Origin of the sequence: Nocardiopsis sp. NPDC058631 (assembly GCF_042716955.1) — a bacterium.
Taxonomy (GTDB): Bacteria; Actinomycetota; Actinomycetes; order Streptosporangiales; family Streptosporangiaceae; genus Nocardiopsis.
The window spans coordinates 42,170-61,980 of record NZ_JBHXQY010000004.1 but is presented as its reverse complement, the minus strand read 5'-3'; the positions used below and the strand labels follow the sequence as shown (position 1 = coordinate 61,980).

Annotated in this window: 23 protein-coding genes; 14 read left to right on the top strand and 9 right to left on the bottom strand. The window is 71.9% G+C overall.

What is annotated here, in order from left to right; all coding sequences use genetic code 11:
- Positions 1–164 precede the first annotated feature (164 nt).
- Positions 165–1,226 carry a biotin synthase BioB gene (gene bioB / locus ACFWTE_RS02970; RefSeq protein ID WP_378777388.1) on the top strand — a complete coding sequence of 354 codons (1,062 nt, stop codon included), beginning with the start codon at positions 165–167 and terminating at the stop codon, positions 1,224–1,226.
- 102 nt (positions 1,227–1,328) lie between these two features.
- Here bioB and ACFWTE_RS02965 read toward each other — a convergent pair whose 3' ends face one another.
- Entirely contained in the window at positions 1,329–1,610 is a 282-nt protein-coding gene (locus tag ACFWTE_RS02965) for a YiaA/YiaB family inner membrane protein (protein WP_378777386.1), read from the bottom strand.
- A 123-nt stretch (positions 1,611–1,733) separates the two neighbouring features.
- Positions 1,734–2,852, bottom strand: a complete 1,119-nt coding sequence (locus ACFWTE_RS02960; protein ID WP_378777384.1) for an NAD(P)/FAD-dependent oxidoreductase — start codon at positions 2,850–2,852, stop codon at positions 1,734–1,736.
- 135 nt (positions 2,853–2,987) lie between these two features.
- On the opposite strand from ACFWTE_RS02960, the gene ddaH reads away from it, so the two are divergent.
- Both ddaH and ACFWTE_RS02950 read left to right on the top strand, forming a co-directional pair.
- On the top strand, positions 2,988–3,779 hold the full coding sequence (ddaH, locus tag ACFWTE_RS02955) for a dimethylargininase (RefSeq protein WP_378777382.1): 792 nt from the start codon (positions 2,988–2,990) through the stop codon (positions 3,777–3,779).
- A 202-nt stretch (positions 3,780–3,981) separates the two neighbouring features.
- The gene (locus ACFWTE_RS02950; protein ID WP_378777380.1) at positions 3,982–4,386 is read left to right on the top strand and encodes a RidA family protein; all 405 of its coding nucleotides are present in this window, start codon (positions 3,982–3,984) and stop codon (positions 4,384–4,386) included.
- Between the two features lie 134 nt (positions 4,387–4,520).
- Here ACFWTE_RS02950 and ACFWTE_RS02945 read toward each other — a convergent pair whose 3' ends face one another.
- Complete coding sequence (locus ACFWTE_RS02945; protein WP_378777378.1) at positions 4,521–6,083, bottom strand: alpha/beta fold hydrolase; 1,563 nt, start codon at positions 6,081–6,083, stop codon at positions 4,521–4,523.
- 171 nt (positions 6,084–6,254) lie between these two features.
- On the opposite strand from ACFWTE_RS02945, the gene ACFWTE_RS02940 reads away from it, so the two are divergent.
- On the top strand, positions 6,255–7,211 hold the full coding sequence (locus ACFWTE_RS02940) for a helix-turn-helix transcriptional regulator (protein ID WP_378777376.1): 957 nt from the start codon (positions 6,255–6,257) through the stop codon (positions 7,209–7,211).
- A 144-nt stretch (positions 7,212–7,355) separates the two neighbouring features.
- Positions 7,356–8,276 (top strand): GNAT family N-acetyltransferase, encoded by a 921-nt coding sequence (locus ACFWTE_RS02935; protein ID WP_378777374.1) that lies wholly within the window; start codon positions 7,356–7,358, stop codon positions 8,274–8,276.
- On the opposite strand, the gene ACFWTE_RS02930 is transcribed toward ACFWTE_RS02935, so the two are convergent.
- The gene (locus tag ACFWTE_RS02930; RefSeq protein ID WP_378777372.1) at positions 8,254–9,270 is read right to left on the bottom strand and encodes a Gfo/Idh/MocA family protein; all 1,017 of its coding nucleotides are present in this window, start codon (positions 9,268–9,270) and stop codon (positions 8,254–8,256) included. The genes ACFWTE_RS02935 and ACFWTE_RS02930 overlap by 23 nt on opposite strands.
- A 132-nt stretch (positions 9,271–9,402) precedes the next feature.
- Between ACFWTE_RS02930 and ACFWTE_RS02925 the strand changes: the two genes are divergently transcribed.
- Entirely contained in the window at positions 9,403–9,786 is a 384-nt protein-coding gene (locus tag ACFWTE_RS02925) for a hypothetical protein (RefSeq protein WP_378777370.1), read from the top strand.
- 19 nt (positions 9,787–9,805) lie between these two features.
- On the opposite strand, the gene ACFWTE_RS02920 is transcribed toward ACFWTE_RS02925, so the two are convergent.
- Genes ACFWTE_RS02920 through ACFWTE_RS02910 form a run of 3 tightly spaced genes read right to left on the bottom strand, consistent with a single transcriptional unit; the run spans position 9,806 to position 12,796 of the window.
- The gene (locus tag ACFWTE_RS02920) at positions 9,806–10,780 is read right to left on the bottom strand and encodes a DUF4097 domain-containing protein (protein WP_378777368.1); all 975 of its coding nucleotides are present in this window, start codon (positions 10,778–10,780) and stop codon (positions 9,806–9,808) included.
- 46 nt (positions 10,781–10,826) lie between these two features.
- The gene (locus ACFWTE_RS02915; protein ID WP_378777366.1) at positions 10,827–11,537 is read right to left on the bottom strand and encodes a response regulator; all 711 of its coding nucleotides are present in this window, start codon (positions 11,535–11,537) and stop codon (positions 10,827–10,829) included.
- Positions 11,534–12,796: a histidine kinase gene (locus ACFWTE_RS02910; protein ID WP_378777557.1), complete on the bottom strand. Its 1,263-nt coding sequence runs from the start codon at positions 12,794–12,796 to the stop codon at positions 11,534–11,536. Before ACFWTE_RS02910 ends, ACFWTE_RS02915 begins: the two co-directional genes overlap by 4 nt.
- A gap of 230 nt (positions 12,797–13,026) precedes the next feature.
- On the opposite strand from ACFWTE_RS02910, the gene ACFWTE_RS02905 reads away from it, so the two are divergent.
- The 3 genes from ACFWTE_RS02905 (at position 13,027) to ACFWTE_RS02895 (ending at position 15,263) form a co-directional block, all read left to right on the top strand.
- Positions 13,027–13,779, top strand: a complete 753-nt coding sequence (locus ACFWTE_RS02905) for a (2Fe-2S)-binding protein (protein ID WP_378777364.1) — start codon at positions 13,027–13,029, stop codon at positions 13,777–13,779.
- Between the two features lie 98 nt (positions 13,780–13,877).
- Positions 13,878–14,633: an SAM-dependent methyltransferase gene (locus ACFWTE_RS02900; protein ID WP_378777362.1), complete on the top strand. Its 756-nt coding sequence runs from the start codon at positions 13,878–13,880 to the stop codon at positions 14,631–14,633.
- Positions 14,634–14,954: 321 nt separating this feature from the next.
- Positions 14,955–15,263 (top strand): hypothetical protein, encoded by a 309-nt coding sequence (locus ACFWTE_RS02895; protein ID WP_378777360.1) that lies wholly within the window; start codon positions 14,955–14,957, stop codon positions 15,261–15,263.
- Between the two features lie 66 nt (positions 15,264–15,329).
- Here ACFWTE_RS02895 and ACFWTE_RS02890 read toward each other — a convergent pair whose 3' ends face one another.
- Entirely contained in the window at positions 15,330–15,920 is a 591-nt protein-coding gene (locus ACFWTE_RS02890) for a helix-turn-helix domain-containing protein (RefSeq protein WP_378777358.1), read from the bottom strand.
- A gap of 87 nt (positions 15,921–16,007) precedes the next feature.
- On the opposite strand from ACFWTE_RS02890, the gene ACFWTE_RS02885 reads away from it, so the two are divergent.
- Both ACFWTE_RS02885 and ACFWTE_RS02880 read left to right on the top strand, forming a co-directional pair.
- Positions 16,008–16,634 carry an SAM-dependent methyltransferase gene (locus ACFWTE_RS02885; RefSeq protein WP_378777356.1) on the top strand — a complete coding sequence of 209 codons (627 nt, stop codon included), beginning with the start codon at positions 16,008–16,010 and terminating at the stop codon, positions 16,632–16,634.
- 39 nt (positions 16,635–16,673) lie between these two features.
- Entirely contained in the window at positions 16,674–17,165 is a 492-nt protein-coding gene (locus ACFWTE_RS02880; RefSeq protein ID WP_378777355.1) for a DinB family protein, read from the top strand.
- A gap of 55 nt (positions 17,166–17,220) precedes the next feature.
- Here ACFWTE_RS02880 and ACFWTE_RS02875 read toward each other — a convergent pair whose 3' ends face one another.
- Positions 17,221–17,703, bottom strand: coding sequence for a VOC family protein (locus tag ACFWTE_RS02875; RefSeq protein ID WP_378777354.1), 483 nt, complete (start codon positions 17,701–17,703; stop codon positions 17,221–17,223).
- A 198-nt stretch (positions 17,704–17,901) separates the two neighbouring features.
- On the opposite strand from ACFWTE_RS02875, the gene ACFWTE_RS02870 reads away from it, so the two are divergent.
- The 3 genes from ACFWTE_RS02870 to ACFWTE_RS02860 all read left to right on the top strand — a co-directional run bounded on the left by ACFWTE_RS02870 (position 17,902) and on the right by ACFWTE_RS02860 (position 19,625).
- Complete coding sequence (locus tag ACFWTE_RS02870) at positions 17,902–18,345, top strand: helix-turn-helix domain-containing protein (protein WP_378777353.1); 444 nt, start codon at positions 17,902–17,904, stop codon at positions 18,343–18,345.
- Positions 18,346–18,353: 8 nt separating this feature from the next.
- Complete coding sequence (locus ACFWTE_RS02865) at positions 18,354–18,752, top strand: DUF4180 domain-containing protein (RefSeq protein WP_378777352.1); 399 nt, start codon at positions 18,354–18,356, stop codon at positions 18,750–18,752.
- A 75-nt stretch (positions 18,753–18,827) separates the two neighbouring features.
- Positions 18,828–19,625, top strand: a complete 798-nt coding sequence (locus tag ACFWTE_RS02860) for a methyltransferase domain-containing protein (protein WP_378777350.1) — start codon at positions 18,828–18,830, stop codon at positions 19,623–19,625.
- The last annotated feature ends 186 nt before the right edge of the window (positions 19,626–19,811 follow it).

The following is a 19,811-nucleotide window of genomic DNA, read 5'->3' as shown; positions in this document are numbered from 1 at the left end:
TCCGGCTCCCCGGACGATCGGCGGAACGGACCCCCTGCGCCCGTCGGGACCGGCCGCCCTGCCGGAGCCGTGGCGGAAACGGCGGTCCCGCACAAGACTTCCGCCCCGTTTTTGGCGCGTCCGGTGGCTGCGCCGCCCCGGCCCGGCCCCCCAGGATCATGACCGTGACCACTTACCCCGCCCTGGCCGCGAAGGCCCTCCGCCGTCAGAAGCCCACCCGGGACGAACTCCTCGGGGTTCTGTCCGGTTCCGACGACGACCTGCTGGACCTGGTCGCCGCGGCGTTCCGGGTCCGGCTGCGCTACTTCGGGCGCCGCGTCAAACTCAACTACCTCGTGAACATGAAGAGCGGCCTGTGTCCCGAGGACTGCTCCTACTGCTCTCAGCGGCTGGGCTCGCAGGCAGAGGTCGTCAAGTACACCTGGCTCAAACCCGACGAGACCCGTGAGGCCGTCGCCGCCGGGGTCAGGGCCGGCGCCGCCCGCGTCTGCCTGGTGGCCAGCGGTCGTGGACCCACAGACCGCGACGTGGCCCGGCTCGCGCCCGCCATCGAGGGCATCAAGGCCGAGCATCCCGGCGTCGAGGTCTGCGCCTGCCTCGGGCTGCTCTCCGAGGGCCAGGCCGACCGCCTGCGCGAGGCGGGGGCCGACGCCTACAACCACAATCTCAACACCTCGGAGGAGCGCTACGCCGACATCTGCACCACCCACGAGTTCGCCGACCGGGTGGGCACCGTCGAGAAGGCCAAGCACGCCGGGCTCTCCCCCTGCTCCGGCCTGATCGCGGGCATGAAGGAGAGCGACGACGACCTGGTCGACGCCCTGTTCGCGCTGCGGGAGCTGGAACCGGACTCGGTGCCGGTCAACTTCCTCATGCCCTTCGACGGCACTCCCCTGGAGGGGACCTGGGAACTGACACCGCAGAGGTGCCTGCGCATCCTGGCAGCGGCCCGGTTCGTCTTCCCCGACGTGGAGGTCCGCCTCGCGGGCGGCCGGGAGATCCACCTGCGCTCCCTCCAGCCGCTGGCGCTGCACATCGCCAACTCGGTGTTCCTGGGCGACTACCTCACCAGTGAGGGGCAGGCGGGCAGGGCCGACCGGGAGATGATCGAGGACGCCGGGTTCGTGGTGCAGGGCGCGGGCGAGCCCACCCTGCCCAGCGCACGTCGCGACCTGCTCAAACCGCGACTGCGGGGCGCGGGGACCGCCCTTCCGCCCAACACCTGACGTGGGCGCCGGCCACGCGTCGAAGCGGCCGTGAAGGAGCAGGACCGCCGGAGGCCGCCCGGCGGTTCCGTGTCCGTCGCCGGGGGCGGCGCTCCGGGCTCCTCAGCGCTGGACGGGCTGCTCGGCTCCGTTCCAGAGGGGGGCCTGCTGGTAGTTCTGGGCGAGCTCGGCGGCCATCACGTCCTCCTGTCGGTCGCGCACGCACTTGGCGAGCGTGAACGTGGACGTGATGGCGTAGAGCAGGCCGATCCCGAGGAACGCGCGGATCCAGAGGTCGACGGGCAGGTAGATGATGCCCGCGCCGACGCCGACCGAGGAGGCGCCGAAGGAGATGGCGGACTGGAGGTAGAACGCGGGGGTGGACCGGGGGGTGAAGGTGCTCATGTACCCATGGTGGTCCGCCCCCCGCGCTCACGCCTGAGTACCGCTACTCAACGGCCGGGGCCGCCAGGGCACAGGCGGTCCTTCCTCCCCGCCGAGCCACACCGCACCCCCGTCCGGGATTGGTCAGGCCGGGCTCGTCGGCCGGTCGGGGCGGAAGGAGGCCAGGTCGGGCCCCGGGTCCTCCCCCATCGCCAACCGGGCCGCCACCACGCCCTGGTAGGGCCCGAAGGTCAGTCCCTCGCCGCCCAGGCCCGTGGCCACGAGCACCCCCGGAAGCCGCTCCACCGGGCCGAGCAACTGCTGCCCGTCGTGCGTGCCCGGTCGGAACCCCACCCGGGTCTCCACGACCGTCGCGTCCGCGAGACCGGGCAGCACCTCCAGCGCCGCCGTGAGGTTGTGCAGCAGTCCCGAAGCCGTCACCCGCCGGTCGAACCCGGCCTCGGGTTCCCGGGTGCCGCCGGTGACCACCCGGTCCGGGCCGAACGCCGACACGAAGTAGTCGCGTTCCCCGAACCGCACCACCGGCCACGCCCGGGTGTCCTGGCCGGGCAGCGCGAAGTGGGTCATCTGGCCGCGCACAGGGTGCACCGGCAGGTCCACCCCGGTGGCGGCGAGCAGGCCCGCCGACCACGCGCCCGCCGCGACGATCACCACGGGAGCCTCCAGGTCGTCGGCTCCCACCCGCACGCCGGTGACCCGGTGGCCGTTCCAGAGCAGGTGCGAGTCACCCTTGAAGTAACGCAGGCCCCGTTCCTCGGCCGCGTTGAACAGCGCCGCACGCGCGGCCCGGCCGTTGAGCCTGGCCATGCCCTCGATATACACACCGCCGTAGGGCTCGGGCACCAGAGGAAAGCGCGCGGTCGGCTCCCCCGGAGCCAATCGCTCCACGCGCCCCATCGTCGCGAACTCGGGGCGCCCGGACAGGGTGCGCATCAGATCGAACCCCGAGTCGTCCCCCTCCAGGTCCACCGACATGCCGCCGACGACCTCGTAGCCGGGGGCGTGGCCGTCCTCGGACAGTTCGGCCATCAGCAGGGGGTAGTGCTCCGCGGCGCGGGCCTTGAAGTCCTGTACCGGCGCGGTGTCCCACGGGAACGGCCAGGGGAAGATGACGCCCGTACCGGCCGCGGTGGCCTGCCCCAGGTGCGAGCCGTCCACCAGCGCGGTGGACACACCCTTCTTGGCCAGGTGGAACGCCGCGCTCGTCCCCACGATCCCGCCACCGACAACGATCACGTCCATGCCCCCACCCTGCCCCGCCCGGTCCCGCGGAACAAGCCGACGTACCCGCGTGCCGTACCCGGGACAGGGGTGGGGGTGCGCGATAAATTGTGCTCTTCCGAAAGCCCGACCCCCCATCCCCTGGAGGACGTGTACGTGGACGGATACACCTACTACGGGGTCGCCCTGATGCGCCGGCCCGGCCCCGGCCTGGCACAGGGCATCGTCACCCATAGGCCGCGTGCTGCCGTGGACCCGATCCTGGCCGCACGCCAGTACACGATCTACCAGGAGACCGTCGCCTCGGCCGGGTGGCGGATACACGAGGTCGAAACAGCTCCTGACCTGCCCGACTCGGTGTTCGTGGAGGATCCCGTGGTGGTGTGCGGGAACCTGGCGGTCCTGACCCGCTCCGGGGCCGACACCCGAAGGGGCGAGGTCGACGGGGTCGAGGCGTCGGTGCGCCTGCTGGGGCTGGAGGTCGCCCGGATCGAGGCTCCGGGGACCCTGGACGGGGGCGACGTGCTCCAGGTGGGGCCGACCGTCTACGTGGGAGTGGGCGGGCGCACCAACGCCGACGGCGCAGCCCAGCTCGAACAGCTGGTCAAACCCCTGGGCCGCGAGGTCGTCAGGGTCGAACTGGGCCGCGCACTGCACCTGAAGTCGGCGGTGACCGCCCTGCCGGACGGCTCCCTGATCGGCCTGCCCGACCTGGTCGACACCGGTGCCCTGCCGCCGATCCGCCGCGCCACCGAGGAACCGGGCGCGCATGTGCTGCCGCTGGGCGGACGCGACGTGCTGGTCAGCGCCGCCGCGCACGAGACCATCCACGAACTGGCCGCCGAGGGGTGGAAGGTCCTGCCCGTGGACATCTCGGAGTTCGAGAAGCTGGAGGCGTGCGTGACCTGCCTGAGCGTCCTGATCCCGGACCAGGGCGAGGAAGGCTGAGGCCGCTGTTCCGCCCGGGCCGGGCGGAACCGACAGCGCTGTCTCCCGCTGCTCTCCGTGCTCCCTGGGCACCACCGGTCCGGTCCGGCCGTGGGTGCGCAAGGCGGCCCCGGGGCCCTTCCGCCGTGAGCAGATCCGGAAACCTCCGCGCGGTGCCGGGCGTTGTCCCCCGTACACCCACGAACGACCGGACCGGAGCATCATGAGCGCAGTGAGGCTGATCCGCAGCCAGACCCTGACCGAGCACGTGGACTACGCATACGCGGCCACAGCCGGCGCACCGGCCCGTGTGGTCTGGACGGCGGGTGCGTGCCCCCTGGACGAGGACGGCAGGACCGTCGCCGTGGGCGACCACGCGGGTCAGGCCCACCAGGTCATGCGCAACCTGCGCACCGCCCTGAACGACGCCGGGGCCGATCTCACCGACGTCGTCCGCACGACGGTGTACGTGGCCTCCGCACGGCAGGAGGACCTGGTCGCGGCCTGGAACGTGGTGCGCGGGCACATGGGCGAGCACGACGCGCCCAGCACCCTGCTCGGGGTGGCCGCGCTCGGCTACGACGACCAGCTCGTCGAGGTGGAGGCGATCGCGGTCACCGCCGGCTGAGCCGCAGGTCCGCGGGGCACGGCCCCCTCACCGGGGGCGAACAGGAGGAGCCGGAAAGGGGCGGCGGTCAGGTCCCGACCGTGGCGGGGCAGGCGGGTCCGCCGGCGAAGGCCGACGAACCCGCCTGCCCCGGCCTACAGTGCGCAGCCGGCGTTCTCCGGCGGGCTTTCCAGGTCCACGAGGTAGGCGGCGACGGCGTCGTTGACGCATTCGCTTGCGCCCGACATGGCGATGGTGTGCTGCTCGCCCTCGACGGTCAGGAGAGCGCCGCCGAGCGTCTCGGCCAGTGCCGCTCCGCCCTCGTAGGGCGTGGACGGGTCGTCCGTGATCGAGATCGTCAGCGTCTCGGGCAGGCCCTCGACGTCCTCGGCGTAGGGGTAGCCCAGGTCGGGCTCCGTCGGCCACGCCTCGCATCCGTCGCGCGCGCCCTTCGCGCCTTCGCCCGGATCCATGAAGGGCGCGGCCTCGAAGATCTCCGCGCGAAGACTCTCCTCCTCCTCGGGCGTGCGCCGCTCTTCGTCCATGCAGTTGACGGCGAAGTTGGCTTCGAGGTAGTTGGCCCAGACGCCGTCGGCTCCGCGCTGGCTGAACACGTCGCTCAGCTCAAGCAGGGTGTCGCCCCGCCCCTGTTCCAACTCGGTGATGCCGGCGAGCACCTGCGGCCAGTCGCTCGGGGTGTACAGGCCTGCTATGACTGCTCCCACGGCAAGGTTGAAGTCGACGTCGCGGCCCACCCCGGTCGTGGCCGGCGTGTCGATCAGGGGCCGCACGATCTCCTGGAACCGCTGCGAGGCCTGGTCGGGATCGTCACCGAGCACGCAGTCCGCCTCGGCCGCGCATGAGGTTGCCATGGCGTCGAACGCCCGCTGGAAGCCGGCGTACTGCGTGAGGCGTCGTTCTGCCGTGCCGAGCGTGGGGTCGACAGCGCCGTCGAGCACCATCGCGCGAACGTTCTCGGGGAACATCTCGGCATAGACGGCGCCGAGCCGGGTGCCGTAGCTCTGGCCCATGTAGGAGAGCTGCTCGTCGCCGAGTGCGGAGCGCAGGATGTCCATGTCGCGTGCAGCGTCGCGGGTGCCGACGTTGGCGAGCAGGCTTTCGCTCCCGGTGCCCTCGATGCACGCGTCGGTGACCCGCTCGATGTCCTCGGCGCCGTAGGTGCCCTGGATCGCGGCCTGGGGGAAGATGTTGCCGCCCTCGTCGGCCTGCTCGTCCGAGACGCAGTCGACCGCAGGAGTCGATGCTCCGACACCGCGGGGATCGAATCCGATGATGTCGAACTGCTCCGGTATCGCCGTCCCGTCGAGGCCCACCGCCGCGTTGACGGTCTGCATCAGCCCTGATCCCCCGGGGCCGCCGGGGTTGACGACAAGCGATCCGATCGCCTCGCCACCCGCTCCAAGCCGCATCACGGCGAGCTGCGCCGTCTCTCCCCCGGGTTGTTCGTAGTCGATCGGGACCTCAAGCCTTGCGCACTCGGCCGGGGTGAGGACCTCGTACGTCTCGGCTTCGAGCTGGGTCGTCGCGTAGTCGGAGCACGAACCGAAGTCCAGCTCCTGCTGGTAGAACCGGTCGAGCCCGGCGCTGTCTGCCTCTGCCCCGTCCGGGGTCGGCGCCGCGCACGCGGAGAGCACCAGGACGGCGGGTAGCACCGCGATCGCGAGCCCGCGTGAGCGGGGATGTCTGTTGACGGTCATGGGGCTCCTCGTTCGTCATCGCCCCCGTGGAGGGGGGCGGACGGCCATGCAACACCCGGCCGTAACGGCACAGTCAAGGCCGAACGCAGTGTGCTCGGCGCCGTGGAGAGAACACGGGCCCCCGCCCAGTCCAGGACCGGAACTGTCCTGTACTCCTGGCAGACTGCGGGCATGAAAGCGACCTCTGCGCGCCTGCTGCGCCTGTTGTCCCTCCTCCAGACCCGTAAGGACTGGCCGGGGGCCGACCTGGCCGACCGTCTGGACGTGAGCCCGCGCACCGTGCGCCGCGACGTGGACCGGCTGCGCGAACTCGGCTACCCGATCCAGGCGACCATGGGCACCGGCGGCGGCTACCAGCTGGGAGCGGGTGCCGCCCTGCCACCGCTGCTGCTGGACGACGACGAGGCCGTGGCCGTCGCCGTGGGGCTGCGTACCGCCGCGCAGGGCGGGGTGTCGGGGATCGAGGAGACCTCCGTGCGCGCCCTGGCCAAGCTCCTGCAGGTACTGCCCTCACGGCTGCGCCGCAGGGTGGACGCCCTGGGAACCTTCACCGTGCCCATGCCCGGCTCGGGGCCCACGGTCGACTCCGACGTGCTGACCCTGGTCGCCTCCGCCTGCCGGGACAGCGAGCGGCTGCGCTTCGACTACGAGAGCCACGACGGGACGGTCTCACGGAGGGTCGTCGAACCCCACCGGCTGGTCTCCCAGGGGCGGCGCTGGTACCTGGTGGCCTGGGACACCGTCCGCGGGGACTGGCGGACCTTCCGTGCGGACCGGATGCGCCCGCTCACGCCGACGGGCCCCCGCGTACCGCCGCGCGAGCCGCCCGAGGAGGGGGTGGCCGCCTACCTGGCGGAGCGGATGAGCGTGCACATGTGGCCCCACCAGGCCCGGGTCAGGCTGGCGGTCTCCGCCGAGGAGGCCAGCCGCCGGGGAATCGGGAGCTACGGTCGGATCGAGTCGGCGGACGCGTACTCCTGCGTGCTGGTGTGCGCCGGTGACTCGTTCCGGCTCATGGCCTGCTACCTGGCCATGCTCGACGTCGACATGGAGGTGGAGGAACCCGGCGAGCTGCGCGCGGAGATGGCCGGTCTGGCCGTCCGGCTCAACCGCGCGGCCTCGGGCTGAGGCTCGTCGGGGCGCTGCGGTCCGGTGGGGCCGTCCCACGTCACGACCAGACACCCCGACTGAGTGAAGTGCGCCCGTACGCACCCCAAACCCACTACTTTAAGGAGTCGCTTATCTCCGAAGAGTAATGAAAGTAGGGTGTACGTGCCCGCTCCAACCCGACTCCACTGCCCCGACCTGCGCGACCTCAGCGCACCACCCACCATCCGCCCACTGGGAACCGACTACCGGATCGCCCGCTGGGACTCCCCCGCCTCGCTCTCGCCCGACTGCCGCGAACGGCTCCACCTGACCCTGCGCGCACTGGCGGCCCGCGCCTTCGGCGCCGACCACTCCGGCTACTGGCGATCCCGCGTCGACGCCGGGTTCTTCGACCAGATCTCCACGCTGGCGCTCATCCTCGGCCCCGACGGCGTTCCCGTCGGCTGGGGCGGCTACCACCGGTGCAGGTTCGCCTCGCGCCGCGCCCTGTACCTGGACGCCGCCGGAGTGGTCCCCGCCCACCGCCGGTTCGGCCTCTCCACCACGCTGATGACCCACTTCCTGATGCGGGAGGTCCTCGCCCACCCGCTGCGCCGCACCTACGTCGTCCTGCGCACCCGCCACCCGGCCGTCTACGCCGGGTGGCGCAAGTGCCTGGGTGCCCGGCGCGTCTACCCCCACGAGCACCGGCCCCTCCCCGCCCTGGTCCGGCGCATCGCGGGGGACGCCGCGGAGTGGCTGGGAGACGGCCCCGGGTTCGACCCCGACACCCTGCGGGTCCGCGACGCCTACCGCATGTTCGACGGCGACATCTACGGGGTCCGTCCACGCAGCGGCCACACGCAGCTCGACGACTACTTCGACCACGAGGTCGGGCCCAAGGACGCCGTCCTCGTCGTCGGGCGCGTGAGCGCACCCGGCCTGGCCAGAATCGCCGCGGGCCAGGTGCTCAGGGAGCGGGCCCGGCGCCTGCCCGCGATCGGAGGCCGACCCGTGCGCGGCGCCGCCCCCTGCGAACCCCCGGGCCGGGCCGCGCCCACCGCAGCGGGCGCGGCCGGACTCATCCCAGGGGGACGGCCTTGACGTTGGCCGGGCTGTACACCAGCCCTCCCACGTCACGGATCTGGTCGGTGAGCCGTGCCAGGCTCAGGCTCTCCGCCCATGTCATGTCCGGGCTCTCCCGCTCTCCCGCGGCCACGCACCTGGCGACCTCCTCGGCCTCGTACTCGTAGCCGTTGGCGCGGAAGGGGCGGTGGAACTCCTCCGGTTCGCGGCCGTCGCGGTGCAGCACCGCGGTGGTCGCAGCCCAGAAGTACGGGATCTCCACCCAGCCCTTCGACCCGGCCAGTACCGCCCGGTTGGGAAGCGTGGTGCGCGAGGAACAGGACAGGGAGCCGGTGGCCCCGGACTCACCGCGCACGAGCACGGTCGTGTGGGTGTCCACCATGCGGTCGGGGGACAGCTGCCGGGTGGCTCCCACGACCGTCAGCTCACCCAGGTACGAGGAGGCGAAGGAGAGCGGGTAGACGCCCAGGTCGAGCAGAGCGCCGCCGCCCAGGGCCGCGTTGAAGATCCGGTGGTCGGGGTCGTAGGGGACGTTGCTGCCGAACTCCGCCGACAGCCAGCACAGCTCGCCGATCGCCCCCTCGTCCACCAGCTCGCGGACCAGGCGGGAGACGGGGAGGTAGCGCGTCCACATCGCCTCCATCAGGAAGCGGTCGTTGGCGCGCGCCGCCGCGACCATCTCCGCCACCTGGAGGGCGTTCATCGCCATGGGTTTCTCGACCAGCACGTGCTTGCCCGCGTTCAGACAGGTCAGGGTGTTGGGGTGGTGCCAGGGGTGGGGGGTGGCCACGTACACCGCGTCCACGTTCGGGCTGTGGGCCAACGCCTCGTAGCTGCCGTGGCGCTCCGGGACGCCCCACACGTCCGCGAACTCGTCCGCCCGTTCCCGTGTGCGGGAACCGACCGCGGTGACCGTGGCCGAGGGGGTGGCCCGCAGCCCTTCGAGGAAGGAGTGTGCGATACCGCCGGTTCCGACCACGCCCCAGCGCAGTCCACCGTTCTCATCTGTCATGGGTTCATCCTAAAAACAGGGTCATCTCGAAGGCGAGGCGGGGAAGGTCCTCGGATTCCGCGCCCGGGAACCGTACGGTGGTGGCCTGGAAGACGGGCGAGCGCGCCCGTCGGACCACGAACGGAGGAGGACATGTCGGAGACGCTCGCCCGGAGGCTGGGGGTGCAGCCCGGCGACCGGCTGCTCGTCCTCAACGCCCCCGAACGCTACCTTCGGCTCCTGGAGCCGCCCCTCGACATCCACATCGACCTGGGCCCCATCGAGGGCGCCGACTACGACGACGTCCACCTGTTCGCCCTGGACAAGGGGACCGTGGACCGCGAGACCCCCCGCGTGCTCGCCGAGGTGGGTCCGGGGACCCGGTTGTGGGTGTGCTTCCCCCAGCGCGGCGGCACCATCATCACCGACCTGACCGCCGACAAGGGCTGGGACGCCCTCGTGGACGCGGGGTGGCACCGCACCGCCCAGGAGCCGATCGACTCGGACTGGGCGGCGCTGCGCTTCGAGCGGCGCTGAGGGTGCGCCACTCGACGGGTCAGCTCGGCTCGACGCTGAGGGAACCGCTGACGGTGTTGGCGTCGATGCGGGCCCCGGCACCGCCCTCGACGTCCACGTTCACGTCCCGCGCCCCCGACGTGGAGTCACCGGTGACGTCGTAGGCTCCCCGGGGAACACGCACGTCGATGCTGCCGCTGGTGCTCTCCAGTGTCAGCGTCTCGAACGTGTCCTGGGTGGTGACCTCGATCCGGCCGGAGACCGACGAGGCCTGCGCCGTCGTGAACCCGCCGCCCACCGCCACGTCGCCGCTGGTGGACTCGGCCGTGACCGTCTCGGCCTCGAACCCGGACACGTCCACCCGACCGGACGTGGAGGACACCTCCAGCTGTTCGCCGGAACCCGACGCGCTGACCTCCCCGCTGGTGGTCTCGACCTCCACCGAGCCCTCCACCCCGGCCAGGGAGACCCGCCCGCTGACGGTGTCCACGACCACGCCGCCGACGTTGTCGGTCACCTCCACCTCGCCGCTGGTGGTGGACAGCTCCAGCTCACCGTTGAGGTTCTCGGCTCTGATCCGACCGCTGATGGTCTCTACGTTCACCTCGGTCCCCTCGGGGACGGTGATCTCGTAGTCGACGGCGCATCCTCCGAAGAACGGGACGCCCTGGCAGAGAGCCTCCACCTCAAGGGTGTCACCGTCGGCCTCGGCCCCGTCCCGGGGTTCGGTGAGGGGTGTGCCGCGCAGGGTGCGCTCCACCAGGACCTCGTCGCCGCCGACGGCGAGGGTGACGCCGCCGCCCGTGCGGTTCTCGACGTCCAGGGCCTGGATCCCGGCGTAGGAGTCGCTGCGGTTCCCCCTGTCCATGCCCACGTTGCCCAGGACGGAGAACGAGGTCGCCGCCACGATGACCACCACCAGCACACCGCCGATGACGAGCCACGGGCCCACACGGAACCTGCGGCGGGGCTCCTTGCTCGACGAGGCGTACAGCCCCCGTGCCTTGAATGTCACTGTCTTCCCTTCCGGGTGGGCTCGCGCCCCCTGGGTATCGGTGCGGTCAGGTGCGGTCGGTACCGCGCAGGTAGCGCAGGACGGCCTGGACCCTGCGGTGGTCGTGGTCGTCCTGGCCGAGGTCGAGCTTGGTGAAGATGGAGCGGATGTGTTTTTCCACGGCGCGTTCGGTGACGGTCAGCCGCGAGGCGATCCCCGCGTTGTTCAGCCCCTGGGCCATCACCTCCAGCACCTCGCTCTCCCGGGGGGTGAGCCGGTCCATCGCGCTGTCCCTGTGCCGGCTGAGCAGCTGGGAGACCACCTCGGGGTCGATGGCGGCGCCGCCGCCGGCGACCCGGCGCAGCACCACCAGGAACTCGTCGATGTCGGCGACCCGGTCCTTGAGCAGGTAGCCGACCTTGCTCGACCCGCTGCCCAGCAGGTCGGCGGCGTAGCGGCTCACCACGTGCTGGGAGAGCAGCAGCACCGCCACCTCCGGGTGGGTCCGCCGGATGGTGACACCCGCCTGGATGCCCTCCTCGGAGAAGGTGGGCGGCATCCGGATGTCGACCAGGCACAGGTCCACCTCGGGGTGGTCCTGCACCGCGCGCAGGAGCGCGTCGGCATCGCCGACCTGGTCGACGATCTCCACGCCCCCGTCCTCCAGCAGCCGGGCCATGCCGCTGCGCAGGAGGACCGAGTCCTCGGCGATGATCACCCGCGGCCCCCTCTCCGGCGCCGGGGCCGGCTCCGCGCTCGAACCGCTGTACACGGTCATGCCTCCCAGGGGATGTCGGCGGTCAGAACGGTGCCCTCACCTGCGGGACTGTGGACGGTCAGGACGCCGTCGACGGCGTCCACGCGGTCCCACAGGCCGTACAGGCCCGTGCCCGCCTCGGGGTCGGCCCCGCCGACCCCGTCGTCGGTGACGGTGAGCCGCAGCAGGTCCGCGGCCCGGCGGGTGGGTACCGCCACCCGCTCGGCGGACACGGTGACCCGTGCGGCCCCGGCGTGCTTGGCGACGTTGTTCAGCGCCTCGCACGCCACGTAGTAGGCGACCCCCTCGGCGCGCGGCGAGGGCCGTTCCTCCAGTTCCACGTCCACCCGGACGGGAACGGGCGCGCGTCCCGCGGCCACCGGGAGAGCGGCGCCCAACCCGTGGTCGGTGAGGACCCTGGGGTGCAGGCCCCGCGCGACCTGGCGCAGCTCGTCCATCACCTCACGGGACTCCCTCTGGGCCTCCGTGATCAGATCCAGGGCCTTCTGCGGGTCCGCGGTGACGCGGGAACGGGCGCGGGTCAGGGTCATGGTCAGGGCGAGCAGGCGCTGCTGGGCGCCGTCGTGCAGGTCGCGTTCGATGCGGCGCCGCTCGGCCTCGGCCGCGTCGACCATGCGCAGCCGGCTGTCCTGGACGTGGAGGAGACGGCGGCGGATGCGTACCTCGGGGGCCTCGAAGAGGAGCATCCGGTGCAGCAGGACCTCGGTGGCGACCAGGGAGGTGGTCAGCCGCAACCCGACGAGGGCCGCGAGCGGACCGACCACGACCAGTGTGAGCGGTCCGGCGATGTCCCCGGGGGTGCCCTGGGCCAGGACGAACGCGATCCCGAACAGGGCCCCGACGGCCGCCGCGCCACCGCACACCACCAGGACCATCACGACGCCTCCGGCGAGGAGGCCGTGGAGTCCCGCGGCGGTGCTGTAGACGACCATCGACCAGGCGTCGCGTCCGAACACGAACCGCCAGGCGCGGATCGCCGGCCCGTCGCCGGAGAGGGGGTCGGGCGGGCTGGTCTCCACGATCCCGAACACCGCGTCCAGTCGCTCGCGCTGGATCCGGCAGGCCAGCCGGGCCAGGAGTGAGGCGACGAGCGGGAAGACGACCAGGAACACGAGCACGTCCGTGACGAGTCCGCCGACGCTGCGGTCGGGTGCCTCGGGCCGCCATGGCAGGGTGACCGCGAATCCGACCCAGGTGGCGGAGAGGACGAGCACGCACGCGGGCACCAGGTAGAACAGTGCCAGGGCAAGAGAGGTCATCAGGTGCAGTACTTCCACCAGGCGCGCCCGCCAGGTGGGCCCGTGGGCTTCTGCGACACGGGGCAGCCCGGCGAGGACGGGCAGCAGGTCCCGCCCGCCCCGTCCGCCGCCATGAGTGCTCTGTCCGGTCACTCCACCAATCTAGGGATCGGAGCCGCCGCGGTACGAGGCCGTCAGTACGTGGAACGCGGGTGGTGCTGGCACTACCCGCACGCAGGAGAGGGGTGGGTGTGGAAGGCGACCGTGTCCCGGTACGGCCGGTCCTGGAGGACGTCGGCCGGGTCAACACGCTGTTCGCGCTGGAGGTGGAGCCCCCGGGACCGGGCTGGGTCTGCGTGGACGAAGCAGCGGGCGGCGAGGTGGCCGGGGCCCGGCAGGTGCTGCCGGCGGAGGTGGAGCGGGTGCGCGCACAACTGGCCGCCCTGTCCGCGAGCCCCGGCCGGGCGGTGGAGTGGAGGGTGGCGGCATCGCTCCTGCACCAGGGGATGGCGACGCGGATCCTGTCCCCGGTGCTGGCGGCGGCGCTGTGCCACGGTGTGCTGCTCGACGCGGCGCGGTTCCGGTGGGACCCGCACAGGGAGGGCCCGCTGGTACTGCGCACCTCCCAGGAGACGGCCGCAGCGGTGACCGGAGGGGGCGTCCGGGCCGCCGACCTGGTCGAGGAGGCGGTGGTCCTCGGCGTGCTGCGGACTCTCGAACGGGTCCTGTCCGGGCCGGGCCGGGTGGCGCCGGGGCTGTTGCGGGGCAACACGGCCTCGGCTCTGGCGGGAGCCGTGCGCTCCCTGGGCGCGGACCGGCCCGAGCGGCGCACGGAGGCCGAGGCTCTGGTCGGGAACCTGCTGGAGCGCCCGTCGCTGGCCGGGACCGGCGGGTACACGGGGGTGGACGCCACGGGGGCGGGGGTGTTCCGCCGCACCACCTGCTGCCTGTACTACCGGTTGCCGGGTGGCGGCTACTGCGGTGACTGCGCGCTGCGGTCCTGACCTTCGCGCGGCGGGCCGTGTACGGGCCGGGCCGTGGCCGCGCTCGCAGCCGCGAGAATTGCCTGGACTCCCCCGTGCCGCTGGGGGATCCTGCCCTGATGGTCACTCCCGAGCTTCCCCCCGTGTACCGTGACTGCGATTTCAACGGTCCCCTCTCCGACGCACACGCGGCGCGGCTGATCCGTACACTCGGCCCCCTTCAGGGCCGCCGGATCGTCGACATCGGCTGCGGCTGGGCGGAGTTCCTCCTGCGCACCCTGGAGTCGGAGCCGGCCTCGACCGGGTTCGGTATCGACCTGGGCGAGGACTCCGTACGCCACGGCCTGGAACTCGCCGGGGCCCGAGGCCTGCGCGACCGCGTCGAACTGGTGGTCGGCGACGTCGGCGAGTGGTCCGGCACCCGGGCGGACGTCGTGGTCAACAACGGGGCGTCCCACGTATGGGGCGGAGATCCGGTGGTGCACACCGCGAACGCCCTGGAGGCGACCGGCGACCTGCTCCGGCCAGGAGGCCGGCTCCTGTTCGGCGAGGGTTTCTGGCTGCGCGAGCCGACCGCGGAGGAGCTGGAGGTCATGCGGGACATCCCGCTCGCCCAGTACCGGTCGATCCGCGACCTGGTCGACTTCGCCCTCTCCTACGGATTCCGGCTCCGGGCGCTGTCCCAGGCGACCCTGGAGGAATGGGACGACTTCGAGTCCCGACACGCGCAGGGGTGGGAGGACTGGCTGCTGGAGAACCCGGACTCCCCCGACGCCGGCGAGATCCGCACCAGGGCCGACCGGCACCGGGATTTCCGGATCCGCGGTACCAGGGAGACGCTCGGGTTCGCCTACCTCACCCTCATCCGCGTGTAGGTCGCGTTCTTCGAATTCTTCTGGGCCATCACATCGCCTCGTCCCCTGGTGCGCGGTGCCCCTCGGGGGAGACCGCGCAACATTCGTGTCGTCCAGGGGCGGTGCTCGCGGGGCCGAAGTGCGATACTGGGGGAGAAGACCCCGTGCCCGCCACCCTCGGTCGCCCGTTTCCGGGCGCCTTCTCAGGTGGAACCACCGATCCTGGAGCACCCCACGCAGCGACCAACAGCACCAGCCCACCGGTCGAACGGTGGCGACGCGCCCTTTCGAGGCGGCCCGCGGCAACATCACCGAATCCGCTCTCACACCACTGGAGAACTCATGAACCCCGCGCTCCTCAGGCTCCTGAACTCGGCCGACGCCACCGGCAGGGTCATCACCGGAGAGCACCTCTGGCAGACCTGGAGCGTAGCCGAGCAGCGCCACTGGGTGACCCCGGACAGCCCCGAGGGTCGGTTCGTGACAGCTGAGGGTATGAACGCCCGGCGCTTCGCCACCGGTGAGGGCGAGGCCGACCACGCCCGCCGCGCGGTCTACACCCACGCGGCGGACTCCGAGGACCTGGCCCAGTTGCTGGCCGTGCTGGGTCTGGACCACGACGCCGAGGAGGGCAGCGTGGTCACGCGCTGACCCGCTCCCTGCCGAGCACCGTACCGTGCCGTGGTCTCCCGCCCGGGGGCCACGGCACGGGGCCGTTCAACGGGTCGAGGACGCGGGGCCGGCGCGCACGTGCGCACGCTCCCCCTGCAGGCCGAACAGGATGAGGAGCTCGACCACTCCGCCGTCGGCGCTGCCCAGCCAGTGCGGCAAGGACGTGTCGAACTCGGCTGCCTCACCGGGCGGCACCGTCAGGTCTCGCTCGCCGAGCACAAGCCGCAGGTGGCCGTTGAGCACGTACAGCCATTCGAAGCCTTCGTGGGTCTGCGGGGTCGGTTCGAGCGGTCTCTGCTGAGCGGGGATGATCATCTTGAACGCCTGCATCCCGCCCGGCCGCCTGGACAGGGGAACGAAGACCATCCCGAACCGCCGGATCGGCTTCAGGTGGATGCGGGGGTCGCCTGTACGCGGGGCACCGACGAGGTCGTCCAACGGGACGTCGTAGGTACGGGCCAGCGGTAGCAGCAGCTCCAGGGTCGCCCGGCGCTGACCGCTCTCCAACCGGGACAGGGTGCTCTCCGACACCCCGGTCGTCACAGCGAGGTCGGCGAGGGTGATGCCCCGGGCGCGGCGCAGCGCACGCAGCCGGGGCCCCACCACGCCGAGCACGTCTTCCGTTTCGCGGTCCACGGGGCCATCTTGCCAGAACCGCAAGATTTCGTGCCAGCGGGTGGTGTTTCCGGCGAGACTGGGCGCCTTCCGACAGAAGGAGCCCCGATGAGCACCACCGATGCGGTCACGTTCTGGGACGGCGTCTACGCGGTCCGCCCGGCAGCCACCGATCCGCAGCCGAACGCCCGTCTCACCGAGACGGTCACGGGCCTGTCGCCCGGTCGCGCGCTGGACCTCGGATGCGGCGCCGGCGGCGACGCGCTGTGGCTCGCCCGCCAAGGGTGGCACGTCACCGCCGTCGACATCTCGGCCGTGGCGGCCGAGCGACTCGCCGGCCTCGCCCGCTCGGGAGGTCTGGACGGACTGGTCGTCGCCGAGCAGTGCGACCTGCACACGTCCTTCCCGCGGGGCCGGTTCGACCTGGTCTGCGCCCACTACCTCCACACCTCCTTCGACCTGGACCGCCCAGCCGTCCTGCGCGAGGCCGCGCACGCGCTGCGCCCGGACGGACGACTGCTGGTCGTCGACCACGGCTCGACCGCGCCGTGGTCCTGGAACCAGGACCCGGACGCCCGGCACCCGACTCCGCAGGAGGTCGCCGCGGAGATCGGTCTGGACCCGGCGGTGTGGACGGTCGAGCGGGCCGACGCGCCCCGCCGGATCGCGACCGGCCCGGACGGGCGCACCGCCGAGGTCACCGACCACGTCCTGCTCGTCCGCCGCACGGCCTGACCCGTGCACACCGGCCGTGTGCCCGCGAAGGAGACCAGCATGCCCACCGCCTCCCGGCGCAGCGACACCCCGCCGCCCAGGACCGGAAGCAGCGAGGCAGAGGTCCTGCGCGCGTTCCTCGACTACCTCCGCACCTCGATCGCCGCGAAGGTCGAAGGTGCCCCTGAACCGCAGGTCCGAACGGCCGGAGTGCCGTCGGGAACGAACCTGCTCGGCCTGCTCAACCACCTGACCTTCGTCGAGCGCTCCGCGTTCCTCGGGGACAGGACCACGGACTGGCAGGCGACGTTCCAGGCCGCGTCGGCGGACAGCGCGGCCGATGTCGTCGCCCGCTACCGGGAGACGGTCGAGCGTGCGAACGAGGTTCTCGACGGGTGCACCGACCTTGGAGCGCCGGTCCCCCGGCGGCGGGGGGAGCACCCCGGCCCCAGCACACGCTGGGCCCTCGTCCACATGATCGAGGAGACCGGCCGCCACGCCGGTCACGCCGACATCCTCCGCGAACTGGTCGACGGCGCGACCGGGCGCTGACCCCGGCCCCGGCCGCCACCGGCCGGGGCCGGGGGGCGTGCCCCTCAGGTCCGTCTCAGGCCTGGTCCATGGCCCGCCGGATCTCTGGCAGGTCGATCCGGACCATCGAGAGCATCGACCGCATGGCGCGTTCGGCGCGGGCGGGGTCGGGGTCGGCGATGAGGTCGTCGAGTTCTGCGGGGAAGACCTGCCATGAGAAGCCGTACCGGTCCTTGAGCCAGCCGCACTGGATTTCCTCGCCGCCCTCGCCGAGCTTGTTCCAGAAGTGGTCGGACTCCTCCTGGCTGTCGCAGGCGACCTGGAGCGAGACGGCCTCGGAGAACGTGAACTCGGGGCCGCCGTTCAGGGCGGTGATCTGCTGGCCCTCAATCTCGAAGTCGACGGTGAGCACCATGTCGGCGGGCCGGGGACCACCGGGGCCGAAGCGGCGCGTCCTGAGGATGCGGGAGTTCTCGAACAGTCCGACGTAGAAGTTCGCGGCCTCCTCCGCCTGGGTGTCGAACCACAGGCAGGGGGTGATCTTGTTCAGCGTGCTCATCGGTCGTCCTCTCCACGCGGGCACGGTTCTCCGCGTCCTTCCTACATGTACGGACCCGATCGGGCGGGGCGACTCATCGGGCGGTCCGCGAATTTTTGCTCCACACCAAAATCCCTTTTTGTTCTTTAAGGTTCTCTTTTGTCAGGTAAGGTAAGGGATGTATTGAGTAGTTTTCAGAGTCACGGTGGGGAGTGGGCGTTGGATCAGCAGTACTACTCGGTGGACCAGGTGGCCGAGCTCCTGGACCTGCACGTCAAGACGGTGCGCGCCTACATCCGCGACGGCCGCCTCAGGGCGACCCGGATCGGCAAGCAGTACCGCGTCCGGCGCCAGGACCTGGAGGAGTTCACCGGTGGACCGCTCCCGGGACCGGAAACGCCCGCAGCCGGAAGCGGCGAGCGCACCGCCGAGGCGTCCACTGTGGTGCGGGTGGACGGGATCGGCCCCGACGACGCCTCGCGTCTGACCACCCTGATCACGTCCTCCCTCTTCGGGGTGCCGGGCGGCGCGGCGCGGGTCCACGTCCAGACCGTCCACGATCCGGAGCGCGCGAGCCTGAAGGTCGTCGTTCTGGGCGATCTCTCCGCGACCGCGGCGGTCCTGGAACTCATCGCAGTCATGGTCGACGAGGAAAGAGGGTGAGCGGTCCGATGGCCGATGTCCTGCAGGAACTGGGCGGCGTCCAGGTCATGATGTGCGCGGCCGACGGGCCGCCACTGCGCGGCGAGGCCGACGCGATCGACCTCATCGGCGAGGCGTCCTTCCGTGGCGCCTCATGGGTGGTCATGCCCGTGCGGCGGCTCGACAAGGACTTCTTCTCCCTGCGTACCGGCCTCGCGGGGGCGGTGGTCCAGAAGTTCGCCACCTACGGGATGGGCCTGGCCGTCGTCGGGGACGTCTCCGCGTACGTGGCGGCGAGCACCGCACTGGGGGGCCTGGTCCGGGAGGGCAACCGCGGCCGGAACCTGTGGTTCGCCCCCGACACCGACGCCCTCCGGGAACGGCTGGCGTCGCCCCGCACCCATGGCATCTCAAATACTGAGAATTAAATCTCACTGTAAGAGACGCCAGGTGTAGGGTCGGACGCGTCGACAGGTCTCGGCGCCCCAGCGAGAGGGAGAACCATGACGCGCTACACCCACGGCCAGCACCCGACGGTCACCGATTCCTACCGGTGGCGCAACGCGGAGAACTCCTCCGCCTACGCGCTCGACCGGATGACCCCGGGCAGTTCCCTGCTGGACGTGGGCTGCGGCCCGGGCAGCATCACCGTCGACCTGGCCCGACGCGTCGCCCCGGGCCAGGTCACCGCGGTGGACTCCTCTCCCGAGGCGGTCGAACTCGCCCGCGCGACCGCCGGAGAGTCGGGGGCCGACAACATCGAGTTCCGGGTCGCCGACGTCCACCGTCTGGACCTGCCCGACGACTCCTTCGACGTCGTCCACGCCCATCAGGTCCTCCAGCACGTCGCCGACCCGGTCCGGGCGCTGTCCGAGATGCGCAGGGTGGCCCGGCCGGGCGGGACCGTGGCCGCCTGCGACAGCGACTACTCAGGCATGTACTGGCACCCGCGCCTGCCCGAGCTGGACGCCTGGATGAACCTGTACCAGCGGGTCGCCCGGGGGAACGGCGGCGAACCCGACGCGGGCCGCCACATGGTGGCCTGGGCCCACGAGGCCGGATTCACCGACGTCACCTACGTGGCCGAGGCGTGGAGCCACTCCGACCCCGACCGCCGCGCCTGGTGGGGCGGCATGTGGGCCCGGCGCATCCTGGAGTCCGACATGGGACGCCAGGCCGTCGCCGAGGGACACGCCACCCGAGAGGACCTGGAGAGCATCTCGGAGGGGTGGGCCGCGTGGAGCCAGGACCCCGACGGGGTGTTCGTGGTCCCGCGCGGGGCGATCCTGTGCCGGGCCTGACCGGAGGTGCCACTCCCCGGGACCGACGACGGCACCGGGCCGGGCACGCGGACCGCGCAGTACCAGGACCCGGCCGGAGAGCGGGTGGCCGCCCCGCGCCGAAAGCCTGCTCGCGCAACACCGTCGACACCCCCTGACAAGCTCCGTTCGGGCGATATAGCGTCGACATGCCGCGCAAGCGCGGCA

Bases quoted from the DNA above. Each gene is read 5' to 3' on its own strand.
- ACFWTE_RS02965 (WP_378777386.1), bottom strand. From the start codon at position 1,610: ATGAGCACCTTCACCCCCCGGTCCACCCCCGCGTTCTACCTCCAGTCC.
- ACFWTE_RS02960 (WP_378777384.1), bottom strand. From the start codon at position 2,852: ATGGACGTGATCGTTGTCGGTGGCGGGATCGTGGGGACGAGCGCGGCG.
- ACFWTE_RS02950 (WP_378777380.1), top strand. From the start codon at position 3,982: ATGAGCGCAGTGAGGCTGATCCGCAGCCAGACCCTGACCGAGCACGTG.
- ACFWTE_RS02945 (WP_378777378.1), bottom strand. From the start codon at position 6,083: ATGACCGTCAACAGACATCCCCGCTCACGCGGGCTCGCGATCGCGGTG.
- ACFWTE_RS02940 (WP_378777376.1), top strand. From the start codon at position 6,255: ATGAAAGCGACCTCTGCGCGCCTGCTGCGCCTGTTGTCCCTCCTCCAG.
- ACFWTE_RS02930 (WP_378777372.1), bottom strand. From the start codon at position 9,270: ATGACAGATGAGAACGGTGGACTGCGCTGGGGCGTGGTCGGAACCGGC.
- ACFWTE_RS02925 (WP_378777370.1), top strand. From the start codon at position 9,403: ATGTCGGAGACGCTCGCCCGGAGGCTGGGGGTGCAGCCCGGCGACCGG.
- ACFWTE_RS02915 (WP_378777366.1), bottom strand. From the start codon at position 11,537: ATGACCGTGTACAGCGGTTCGAGCGCGGAGCCGGCCCCGGCGCCGGAG.
- ACFWTE_RS02910 (WP_378777557.1), bottom strand. From the start codon at position 12,796: ATGACCTCTCTTGCCCTGGCACTGTTCTACCTGGTGCCCGCGTGCGTG.
- ACFWTE_RS02900 (WP_378777362.1), top strand. From the start codon at position 13,878: ATGGTCACTCCCGAGCTTCCCCCCGTGTACCGTGACTGCGATTTCAAC.
- ACFWTE_RS02895 (WP_378777360.1), top strand. From the start codon at position 14,955: ATGAACCCCGCGCTCCTCAGGCTCCTGAACTCGGCCGACGCCACCGGC.
- ACFWTE_RS02885 (WP_378777356.1), top strand. From the start codon at position 16,008: ATGAGCACCACCGATGCGGTCACGTTCTGGGACGGCGTCTACGCGGTC.
- ACFWTE_RS02880 (WP_378777355.1), top strand. From the start codon at position 16,674: ATGCCCACCGCCTCCCGGCGCAGCGACACCCCGCCGCCCAGGACCGGA.
- ACFWTE_RS02875 (WP_378777354.1), bottom strand. From the start codon at position 17,703: ATGAGCACGCTGAACAAGATCACCCCCTGCCTGTGGTTCGACACCCAG.
- ACFWTE_RS02865 (WP_378777352.1), top strand. From the start codon at position 18,354: ATGGCCGATGTCCTGCAGGAACTGGGCGGCGTCCAGGTCATGATGTGC.
- ACFWTE_RS02860 (WP_378777350.1), top strand. From the start codon at position 18,828: ATGACGCGCTACACCCACGGCCAGCACCCGACGGTCACCGATTCCTAC.